This is a genomic window from Bacillota bacterium (genome assembly GCA_030705925.1).
In the GTDB taxonomy this organism is placed as follows: domain Bacteria; phylum Bacillota; class Clostridia; order Oscillospirales; family Feifaniaceae; genus JAUZPM01.
In genome coordinates this window covers 1-10,081 of sequence record JAUZPM010000071.1, presented here as the reverse complement: position 1 = coordinate 10,081, position 10,081 = coordinate 1, and the positions used below count along the sequence as shown (strand labels likewise).

The following is a 10,081-nucleotide window of genomic DNA, read 5'->3' as shown; positions in this document are numbered from 1 at the left end:
TTTAGGTTGGGGCTGTTTGCTTTTGAAAAAATGCAAGAGACGCATACATTCGGATCAAACTGCTTACCAAGCATTGAAGTTGAAAGTATTGATATATTGCAACGAAAACTTAAAGGTCTGAAAGCTGTGTTTCCTATAACTCAAATTGGTTTGAATTGGGTATCTGAGTTTGAATATTGCGAAGGAAATTATATTGAAATAACTACTCCTGTTGTAGAAAAATAAATTTCAACTGCGAATCGCCGAGTTATCTGTAATGCCCACACTGTGCAGTCTAACTGCAAATGTGAGCTTCGCTTAATGTTTATATACCCCAATAACACAAAGAAAAGGTTTTGACACTTAAAAAAATCAATAGATAAGCGGAAAAGAGGAAGGATCATGACTGATGATGAAATCATAAAAATGATTCAGGGTGCAATTGAATTCACTGATTTTAAAATAATATCGTTTAATAGAAATCATGAATTCTTTGGAAATAGGAATTTAATCATTGAAAATAGCAAACAAAGGCTGGAGTATATTACCGATAGAGATGATATATTAAGTAATTCCAAACTTGTTTTTAATAATGGCTACCATGTTGCCGGAGAAGATGATTGTCCTCTATTTCTAATTAAAGCTATTATGGAAGATATAAGTAAAATATATTACTTTTCTTAGCTTCGCAGTTTGTTTATGACATGTCCAAGCTTTAGTATCTGATTATATTAAAGAATGAGAACAGGAAATTTTGGTTCATTGCATTAGATGACTAAAATATGAAGCTTACGAAAAGGATATGCAGGTAACATGTTTCCATGAACGGAGCACTAATGTGGTTTTATAAATTCGGAGGTAAGAATAGATGAATATAAGATTTGATCCAAACAACGCCATTATTAAACTTTGTATGAGTGGGATGAGCATAGAGAATAGTGGAAACATTGATGATGCAACAACGATGTTTTGTAATGCGTGGTACGAAGCAACAGACGACTATGAAAGATTTATTGCGGCCTATCATTTAGCTCGTCAGCAAAAAAGTGTTACAGATAAATTGAAATGGTTTGAAACATCTTTACAGTGTGCTCTAAATATTAATGATGATAATGTTAAGAGTGCATACTCAACGTTATATGTAAACATTGCGAAATGTTATGATGCGTTGGGTAATGCTGATAGCGCATTAAAAAATTGTGAATTGGCAAATTTATATAATGTTGGTCCTTCTGATGAAGGTCCATTTTATCATGGCACAAAGGCAGATTTACAGGTTGGTGATTTACTAAAGGCGGGTGGAATTTCAAATTATAAACCTGAGCTTAAAATGAACCACATTTATTTCACTGCTAATGTCAATGGCGCAGGTCTTGCAGCAGCATTAGCAAAAGGAGAAGAAAGGGAACGCGTTTATATAGTAAAACCAACAGGCGAATTTGAAAACGATCCAAATGTTACTGACAAAAAATTTCCGGGTAATTTAACACGCTCTTATCGTTCACAGGCACCTTTAAGAATTATTGGTGAAGAAACAGAGTGGTCGAAACTGACAACTACGGAACGACGAGAATGGCACGAAAATTTAGCCAAAAGCAAGGGGAAAATTATTAATTAAGCATGTTTCAGATGTGTAAAATATGAGTAAACCTCCAAGTGCGGTTAGTCAGCTGAGCTTCGCGCAATGTTTATGACATGTGAAGAAACAGGTAAGCGGAATTTAAGTTCACTTACCTGTTTATTTTTACTTGACAATTAGTCAGTGCTGAGTATAATTATACTCAGCACTGACTAATACAGAAAGGAAAAGATATATGATTCCGCTTTACATTCTTGGGTTGCTTTTACGATTTGGTCCTCAACACGGCTATCAAATCAAAAAACTCATTGAGGAACAACTTGAGGACTTTACGCAGATCAAACTACCCACAGTCTATTATCATCTAGAAAAGATGGAGGCGATGGGCCTTATTACCGCACAACACGACAAACAAGGTGCTCGTCCAGAGAAAACCGTATATAGTATAAACAGTGCCGGCGCCGACAAATTTCAAGAGTTGCTTGTGCAGAAACTGAAAATAGAGTACCGTCCTACCTTTGATATTGATGGTGTTCTATACTTTAAAGACAGTCTAGAAGAGGGTACTCTGGCGGAAAATCTAAGCCTCCATATTGCAAACATGAAGAAGGTTCTTGCCAAGTTGAAAATGCATAAGGAAAATACTATTTCGTATATCCCAGTGGCATATCGAACCTCTGCCAATATCATTTTTGAGCACCATATCCATCATTATAAGGCCGAACTTGCCTGGGCGGAACAGTCCCTAAACCAATTAAAAGGAGAGAACACAAATGATGAAAGCAAGAGTCATTGAAACTAACGAGGGTATTCAAAATGAGATCACCGTGGAGACCTTTGACCTTTTTGCTAGAAGCATGCGAGATAAGGGTTGGAATGGCGTGAATAGCATGATTGCTTCCGGAATCAAAGGCGGCGATATGCTTGAGGTCGGCCCGGGGCCCGGTTATGTAGGTCTGGAACTTGCTAAGAAACTAAATAATACTTCGCTCACCGGTTGCGAAATCAGCCCTGCTATGATTCGCTTTGCAGAGAAAAACGCCGCCGAATATGGTATTTCTGCCCGCTATGTGCAGGGTAATTGCATGAATATGCCCTTTGCGGACGAATGCTTTGACACTGTCATATCAAATGGATCAATGCACGAATGGGAAAATCCCATTAGGGCCTTCAATGAGATTTATCGAGTTCTCCGTACTGGCGGACGATACTGCATTACCGACTTACGGCGCGACGTACATCCTTTTAAAAAAATGGTGGTGTCCCTGTCCACCCAGCCGAAAAATATACGTCCTGGTCTTGTCTCTTCCTTAAATGCTGCCTATACCGTTTCTGAAATAGTCGAGCTTTTGCGCCAATCGAATCTTCATGCTGCGTCGGTAACCTCTGATTTCTTTGGACTCTGCATTACGGGAGGAAAATGATGTATTTATTCATTGATTCGTTTATAGAAGGGGCAGCATGAAAATGCAATGCCATTATTTGTGGCATGAGCAAATGAGGTACTAGCTGCAAATATGAGCTTCTAAGTTATATTTATGACACGGGTTGAAAGTTTGTAAAATGGAAATAGCGGGACTGACGGAGATAATATTATGGAAAAAATCACTGATGATTTATTTATCATCGAAGATGAAGTGTTAAAAGCCAATATTTTTGTGCTTCTAAGTAATAGTGGTTATTATTTAATAGATACCGGAATTTTCATGAAAACCAAGTATTTAATCAAGACACTGGAGGATAATGACTTTTCTCTTTCCAATTTGAAAATGATTATTTTATCGCATTGTCATTGTGACCACATAGGCGGAGCTGCAGAACTTGCCAGATGTTCAGGCGCAAAGTTGGCAGCGCATAAAAATGATATTCCTTTCATATTACAACAAAGCGTAATTAATGGTGCTTATCACAACATGATGGTGGAAGAACAGAAATATACGCGACAGTTTAATTGTGTAGTGCAACATGTTGATTTTCCTTTAGAGGATGACGATACAATTGATATTATTGGCGGCTTGCAAGTTATAAATGTACCTGGGCATACACCTGGAAGTATAGCTTTATATCAGGCCGATAGAAAAATAATGTTTTTTAGTGATGTTATTAGAAATAATGAGGATAAAGGACTTGTAATAGGTGTCCCAGAAAAATTCAACGTAAACACTAACCAAGTTCATGCTGACGCAAGTAGGTTATTGAATTATCCCATTGAGTGTGCTCTATTTGGACATGGTTCACCAATAATAAATAATGCCAATCGAATTCTGAAGGAATCACTCGGACACGCGTTATAATTGAAATAAGCGCATTGGTAAATGTCAGCTTATTTATAACATGCACAAGCTTTGAATCCGATTTTATGAACAATCTTACCAGAAAAGCATCATGTGTTAGCGTTCAAACCTACACATGGTGCTTTTCACAAATTCAGGGTTGATTCTTAATATCAAGACCCATAGTATTTAACTCGTGAAATGATTATTTTGCCATTAGCTTTAAACGATAATAATGGCTCAGAAAGAACACCGCAAGAAATGTCAATCCTCCGAGAGTAAATACAATGCAGGCTGCAACCAGAGTCGGAGTCAAGGTGGCAGCATTTAAACTGTTGATGGCGGACAGTGCCCAGCCCTGCGGCGTAAACCTAGAAATTACCTGAATTGCCTTGGGCGCAATGTCAATCGGGAAAAAACAGCCCCCCAGCATTCCTGCCAGTATGTTTGCAGGTATCCCCACTGCTGTAAATTTCTGCTGATTATTAGCACGAAGGGTAAACATAAGCGTAATTCCAATCATGGCAACTAGGTAGGCGGCAAAGACTAGGCAAAGTGGCAGCAGGTTATTGAAAATTTGTAGGTGGAACACCAGTCGCCCAGCAGCAATGACAATGACCACATTTACTGCACAGTAAAGGAAAATTGAAACGGATTTTACTGTCAGCACCTTGAGAAAACTGATTGGCATACCGAGCATTCGTTCATAAGTCAGGTTTTCCTTTTCGTCAATGAGTGTGCGACTTCCCTGGATGACGATGATGCCCACGAAAAGAATGAGAAAGCCCATGAGTGTACTTGTGGTATTATCTGTTTCATTCTTCATACTGCCGCTCAGCGAAAAAGATTCAGCTGTGATTGCCGCGTTATTGCTACTAGTTCTCAGTGCACTGGAAATGATGGCATCGGACGTTCTTAAGGTGCTGTCGTTTCCCGCAATTTCTGAAGCGGCTGCTGCAGCTCCCTGATAAGTTTGAAGTAGGGTATCATAGCATTGGTTGATCTCCTGTATATAGAGCGTGCTGTCAGCGGATTGATAGGATTGCAAAATTCGTATTTTGTTTGTGCTGCCCGTCTCCACACTTTGAAAAAAGCCTTTTTCAATTTTTATGGCGGCGTCTGCTTTTTGCACAGCAAGCGCATGATCAACTTCTTCGGCAGTAGCTGCGACGATTTTGAGATTGGTCTGGTTTTTCAGTAGGTTTATATATTGTGCAGAGACTGTACTACTATCGGCATCGTTAATATAGAGCGTATATTGTGTTCCGCCTGCATTTGCCTTTGTCAGCAGAAATGTCAACACCAACGGCATTGCAATCATTGCCAGAGTGGCAATCTTATTTGAAAACAGCAGCTTAAGCTGCGTTTTTAACTGTACGTGCATGTAGTGTACCTCCTCTTTCATACTGTGAAACCACGCAAACACTTAAGAATAAGGCAGCAAACAAGGCAATATCGAGCAGATTTGTTATGATAATCTGTAAACCGTTACCGTTTGCTATGCCGAGATAAGCTTCCAGCGCAGCTCCGTTCGGTATGATGTGATAGATTATTTCGAGCGGCCCGCCGATATTGTTAAGCTTAATAAAGGAGCCACCAAGAAAACCACCACCCCAGAGCAACAAGCTCGAATAGCTTGAAACTGATGCCTGGTTACTTGCTACAAGGCCGAGTGAAAGCGCGAGCGCGCCTACCATAAGGCTATAGAGAGATGTTGTGACAAGCACAAGCCCAGGGTTCCCCCAGTTTGCGTGGTAAACTAAGCTGGTAAAGATAATTAAAATCAGAATTTGCAAAAATACAGAGAGTGTAATACTTAGCAGCTTCCCAAAAATGAATTCTACTCGTGAAATTGGTGCAGCTTCAATTCGCATAAAGGTTCCGTTTAGCTTTTCATCAACGATACTGTGAATCAACGTTACAGCTGTCAAGATAGAAAACATAAGGGTTATAGCCATTGAGTAATACTGCATAGATGAAATGGGCGGCCTCTCTCCGGTTGGCGACTGAACCAGCAAATCCGTCTGCTGCGCGTCTGTACCTATTTTTGCAATTGTCCTTTTTACCACATCGGCGTCTGTGTGTTGTGTCAGTGCTTCATTGGTTACAGCAGTAAGGAGGTTTCTTTTCATATTGATATTTTGCATGTAACTCCGTACAATGGAATTTATCATTTCTCTTTGAATGTCAGATGCGTTCTCAGCATCAATCTGAATTTGAGCGGAGTATCCGCTGAGATACTTATTGGTAAAGCCCTTCGGGATACGGATATAGATGGAAGCTTTTCTGTCATTGAGCAATTGCGCGGCTTCATTGTCACTCAAAACGTCAACTACCCGGATGGTTGAATTGACTTGGCTGTTTTGAAGAGCATCACTTTTAAATACAGAGCCGAGTGAATCGGTAGACGATGCCCCTGATGGTATGTCATTATTCAAAAACGCAACAGTAAAAGGTGCTATTTTCACATCTGAACCTTTACTAAAAACGAATCCTAGTATTGCTATGATGACTGCTGGAAATAGTAATAGCTTCAAATATTGCAGTTTGTTTTTGGCAAGCAATTTACAGTCTAGAATAAAAAGTTTTTTAAGTTTCAAGTATATCCCTCCATTGTTTGTGCTTTCGTTATTCCCTCAGCGATTTTCCTGTAATCTGTAAAAATACATCCTCTAGATTGGCCTGCCGGAATTGGAAGTTTACAATTGGCACATCCAGTTTCTTAAGCTGTTCCATTACGAAGAGCACATCTGCATTCCCCGCTGAGAGAACACAGCGCAGCTCGTTTTCGTCAAAATCCACTTGCTGAATGCCGCTGATTGATTTAACCTGACGCATTATCTCTGGCGAACTCTTGATCCTCCGACCACAGCTGATAATAAGTGTATCGGATATATGAAATGTTTGTTTGAGCTCCTCTACAGTACCCAGAGCTTTAAGTTTTCCAAAGTCAATGATTCCGACCCGCTCGCAGAGAAACTCCACTTCCTCCATGTAATGGCTGGTATAAATAATGGTCATATTCCATTCACGATTAAGCCTTTTAATGGTTTCAAGAATATGGTTACGCGACTGAGGGTCGATTCCGACAGTCGGCTCATCTAAAATCAGAAGCTTCGGGTGATTCATTAGTGCGACACCGATGTTGATGCGCCGCTTCATGCCGCCAGAATACTCACTGACTGCTTGACCCGCCTTATCCGTAAGCTCAACGATGTCCAGAACTTCATCGATACGCTCCTCCAGTTTATGGCCCGATAGCCCATAAAGGCTGCCGAAAAAGCTGAGGTTATCATATGCATTCAGTGTCTGATACAATGCGAGTTCCTGCGGAACGACCCCCATTAACTGTTTAATTTTGAGGTTGTTTGCGGAAAGTGTCATTCCGGCAATACGAATATCACCGCTAGTTGGGGTGTTGATTGTGCTGAGCATGGAAACCGTGGTGGACTTTCCCGCTCCGTTCGGGCCAACCAGCCCAAAAACCTCTCCGTCATGGACGTGCAGGGTCAGATTGTCAACCGCCGTGCAGGTTTTATATTTTTTCGTTATACCATGCAATTCAACCATATTGGTCATCATTTTTTCCTCCGTGCTTAATTGTGATTTCAGTATACCGCTTAGGCAACATGGCTGATAGAAACTTTCGTCAATACTCGACGGTTACTTTCGTAACGAAGTGAGTCGTTACTATCGTCACTGTGTCGCCGTTTTAGATTTATGGTATAATAGGGCTGCCTCAACAATTAAACAAATGACTGATTTGTTATGACGATCGCGGAATTTATCTGCACCTTAATTTTAAGCTGATGAAACGGCGGGGGATGTTCGTATGAAGAAACCATCAGTGACGGCGATTTGGCTGCTGAGGGCAGCGCTGTTTATCGCTTGTTCAGGTAGTATTCTTATTGGTAGGACAGTGACTTATATAGAATACGTCTGGGTCGCAGCTTATTTGGCACTCAATTTAAATGATATTCTGCGGGTTCGATATCTTAAAAACAGGCGGGTGCTTTATGGTATCTCTTTCGTTATCTCGGTACTAGGTTCCGGCATCTTACTGTATTATGCATACAGCACCGCAACGGCCGTCTATTTCTTTTTTACACTCGTTGAGATCATTCTTGGCAGCGCAAAATTTCCTCTCCCAGCTGTCCTGCTTCACTTTTCGATTTATCTTGTTTCACAGTACATCCAGTTGCGGTCGCAGTTGTGGATGCTTCTCCTGATTTACGCTTTTGTGGTAATGATCGTATTGCAATTTCGCAGCAATAAATTTGAAAAGCAAAAAATTGTACAGCTTAACCTTGATTTGCAAAGTGCAAATGCCCGGCTTCAGGCCTATGCTGAGAATGTTAAGAAAATCTCGGTTGTGGAAGAGCGAACACGGATTGCGCAGGAACTCCATGATTCCATAGGGCATGGGTTGGTTGCTCTGGGTATGAACCTTGAGTTTGCAGAGAATGTCATGGGAAAAGATACTGTAAAAGCAAAAGTGGCCATCCATCGCGCGCAATTGCAATCAAAAAAATGCCTAGACGATTTGCGCAGCGCCGTGACGGCATTAAAAAACAGCCCCACAGAAAACTCAATGGGGCTAAAAGAATCTATAAGTGAGTTATTTGACAGCTTTCATGACGGAGAAATTTTGTTTCACCTTTCTTTTAACAACCGGGTGGAGCTGATGGAACCGGAGATGAAAGACTGCATCTATAAGGCTGTGCGAGAGGCCGTCACGAACGGCATACGGCATGGCAAAGCCAATGACTTTACAATTGATATCTCTTTGAGCAGCAGTCTTATGAAGGTTTCGATTAAAGACAACGGGCATGGCTCGGGGGAAATTGTGAAGTCGCATGGGCTTACCGGTATTGAAAATCGCACCGTCGCTTTGGGAGGAAGCACAAGTTATAGCTTCTCCGAAACAGGCGGTTTTGAGGTAAAACTTGAAATTCCTTATGTTAATAAAGAACGAGGTGATGTTTTGTGATCGATACGCTAATTGTCGACGATCAGGAAATCGTTCGAGAAGGGCTTAAGATGATTTTGAGCCTTCATGATGAAATAAACCTTGTAGGCGAAGCCGAAAACGGGGTAAAGCTGATTGAAATGTTGAAAAGCATCACCCCGGAAGTTGTACTAATGGATATACGAATGCCGCTTATGGATGGAATCGAGGCAACAAGAATCGTCAAAGAACAGTATCCGAATATCAAAGTAATAATTCTCACGACTTTTCAGGAGGATGAGTATATTTTTAAAGGCCTTAAATACGGTGCGGATGGATATGTGTTCAAAGATTCCGGATCTGATGCCATCCTTCAGTCTATTCATGCAGCCTGTTCGGGTAATATACTGCTCAATCCGTTTGTTTCGCAGAAACTGATAGGAGCGCTGAACCCAATGGGTCAATCGGTGCCCGGAATTAATACAGGTACAGGCGGCTTGCTTACTTCCAGGGAAGTGGAGGTTTGTGAGCAGGTGCTATTAGGTAAGAGTAATAAGGAGATAGGAAGCGCACTTTTTGTAACTGAGGGAACGGTAAAAAATTATATCAGCCACATATTAGATAAGCTGGATCTGAAAAGTCGGGCGGAGCTCCTTGTGTTTTTACAGAAAACCCAATAAAACTCCAACTTAAACAATGTCGGTCGACGAGGGAATGTGTAAGGAAATATGAAGAGGTTAGCCATTTATTACGGCGGCGATAACGCTTTTCTGAATCTGGTTGCTGGACAATAAATATATAATCAGTGAGGATGGGGCAATTACCAGGCCGGCGCCAATTGGCCTCCATTTTGTTTCTATTACCAGGAAAGGGACAAAATGCCGACGGTGAGTGTTTTAATCTTAAAAATGACAGCGTCTCGCAGAAATGCGAGACTTTTTTTGCACAAAAAAACATGAACCTGCCGCACTCGCAGCAGGTTCATATAAATGCACATCATCTGTGACAATCAGTGCTCTGGGTTCTGTAGATTCAATGGGTCGCCTTCACAACTTTCTATATTGCTATTGCTGATTTTTACTTTGTTGCGGTAAAACAGCAGCAGAAGTAGAGCAATTACGGCGGCTATGGCAGCGGTAAGATATACATTCCTAAATCCACCGTTCAAGGTAGACTGGAACGCTTTCTCAATTTCAGGGCCTTTATTCTCAATTGTCTTAATATAATCATTCTTTGCCGTTTTAAAAGCACCCGGGACAGCGTCTTTAAGGACTGTCATTTTTGTAGACAAGTCAGTCATTT

Annotated in this window: 12 protein-coding genes; 8 read left to right on the top strand and 4 right to left on the bottom strand. The window is 41.0% G+C overall.

Annotation, left to right across the window (positions count from 1 at the left end; genetic code table 11):
- From Q8865_09760 to Q8865_09735, 6 genes are all read left to right on the top strand, one after another.
- A partial coding sequence (locus tag Q8865_09760; GenBank protein MDP4153706.1) for a VOC family protein occupies positions 1 to 225 on the top strand: 225 nt, incomplete at its 5' end.
- 156 nt (positions 226 to 381) lie between these two features.
- Positions 382 to 663, top strand: coding sequence for a hypothetical protein (locus Q8865_09755; protein MDP4153705.1), 282 nt, complete (start codon positions 382 to 384; stop codon positions 661 to 663).
- Positions 664 to 847: 184 nt separating this feature from the next.
- Positions 848 to 1,597, top strand: coding sequence for an NAD(+)--rifampin ADP-ribosyltransferase (gene arr, locus Q8865_09750; protein MDP4153704.1), 750 nt, complete (start codon positions 848 to 850; stop codon positions 1,595 to 1,597).
- 196 nt (positions 1,598 to 1,793) lie between these two features.
- Entirely contained in the window at positions 1,794 to 2,354 is a 561-nt protein-coding gene (locus tag Q8865_09745; GenBank protein MDP4153703.1) for a PadR family transcriptional regulator, read from the top strand.
- Complete coding sequence (locus tag Q8865_09740) at positions 2,332 to 2,982, top strand: class I SAM-dependent methyltransferase (protein MDP4153702.1); 651 nt, start codon at positions 2,332 to 2,334, stop codon at positions 2,980 to 2,982. Before Q8865_09745 ends, Q8865_09740 begins: the two co-directional genes overlap by 23 nt.
- A 171-nt stretch (positions 2,983 to 3,153) precedes the next feature.
- Complete coding sequence (locus Q8865_09735) at positions 3,154 to 3,852, top strand: MBL fold metallo-hydrolase (protein ID MDP4153701.1); 699 nt, start codon at positions 3,154 to 3,156, stop codon at positions 3,850 to 3,852.
- Positions 3,853 to 4,036: 184 nt separating this feature from the next.
- Here the strand turns inward: Q8865_09735 and Q8865_09730 are convergent, their stop codons facing one another.
- Genes Q8865_09730 through Q8865_09720 form a run of 3 tightly spaced genes read right to left on the bottom strand, consistent with a single transcriptional unit; the run spans position 4,037 to position 7,401 of the window.
- Entirely contained in the window at positions 4,037 to 5,215 is a 1,179-nt protein-coding gene (locus Q8865_09730; protein ID MDP4153700.1) for an ABC transporter permease, read from the bottom strand.
- Positions 5,187 to 6,431 (bottom strand): ABC transporter permease, encoded by a 1,245-nt coding sequence (locus Q8865_09725; GenBank protein MDP4153699.1) that lies wholly within the window; start codon positions 6,429 to 6,431, stop codon positions 5,187 to 5,189. Before Q8865_09725 ends, Q8865_09730 begins: the two co-directional genes overlap by 29 nt.
- 28 nt (positions 6,432 to 6,459) lie before the next feature.
- Positions 6,460 to 7,401 (bottom strand): ABC transporter ATP-binding protein, encoded by a 942-nt coding sequence (locus Q8865_09720; protein ID MDP4153698.1) that lies wholly within the window; start codon positions 7,399 to 7,401, stop codon positions 6,460 to 6,462.
- 262 nt (positions 7,402 to 7,663) lie between these two features.
- Between Q8865_09720 and Q8865_09715 the strand changes: the two genes are divergently transcribed.
- Entirely contained in the window at positions 7,664 to 8,821 is a 1,158-nt protein-coding gene (locus Q8865_09715) for a sensor histidine kinase (protein ID MDP4153697.1), read from the top strand.
- Complete coding sequence (locus tag Q8865_09710) at positions 8,818 to 9,459, top strand: response regulator transcription factor (protein ID MDP4153696.1); 642 nt, start codon at positions 8,818 to 8,820, stop codon at positions 9,457 to 9,459. Before Q8865_09715 ends, Q8865_09710 begins: the two co-directional genes overlap by 4 nt.
- A gap of 329 nt (positions 9,460 to 9,788) precedes the next feature.
- On the opposite strand, the gene Q8865_09705 is transcribed toward Q8865_09710, so the two are convergent.
- The coding region (locus tag Q8865_09705) for a hypothetical protein (protein MDP4153695.1) at positions 9,789 to 10,081 on the bottom strand (293 nt) is incomplete at its 5' end.

Bases quoted from the DNA above. Each gene is read 5' to 3' on its own strand.
- Q8865_09735 (MDP4153701.1), top strand. From the start codon at position 3,154: ATGGAAAAAATCACTGATGATTTATTTATCATCGAAGATGAAGTGTTA.
- Q8865_09730 (MDP4153700.1), bottom strand. From the start codon at position 5,215: ATGCACGTACAGTTAAAAACGCAGCTTAAGCTGCTGTTTTCAAATAAG.
- arr (MDP4153704.1), top strand. From the start codon at position 848: ATGAATATAAGATTTGATCCAAACAACGCCATTATTAAACTTTGTATG.
- Q8865_09755 (MDP4153705.1), top strand. From the start codon at position 382: ATGACTGATGATGAAATCATAAAAATGATTCAGGGTGCAATTGAATTC.
- Q8865_09715 (MDP4153697.1), top strand. From the start codon at position 7,664: ATGAAGAAACCATCAGTGACGGCGATTTGGCTGCTGAGGGCAGCGCTG.
- Q8865_09720 (MDP4153698.1), bottom strand. From the start codon at position 7,401: ATGGTTGAATTGCATGGTATAACGAAAAAATATAAAACCTGCACGGCG.
- Q8865_09745 (MDP4153703.1), top strand. From the start codon at position 1,794: ATGATTCCGCTTTACATTCTTGGGTTGCTTTTACGATTTGGTCCTCAA.
- Q8865_09740 (MDP4153702.1), top strand. From the start codon at position 2,332: ATGATGAAAGCAAGAGTCATTGAAACTAACGAGGGTATTCAAAATGAG.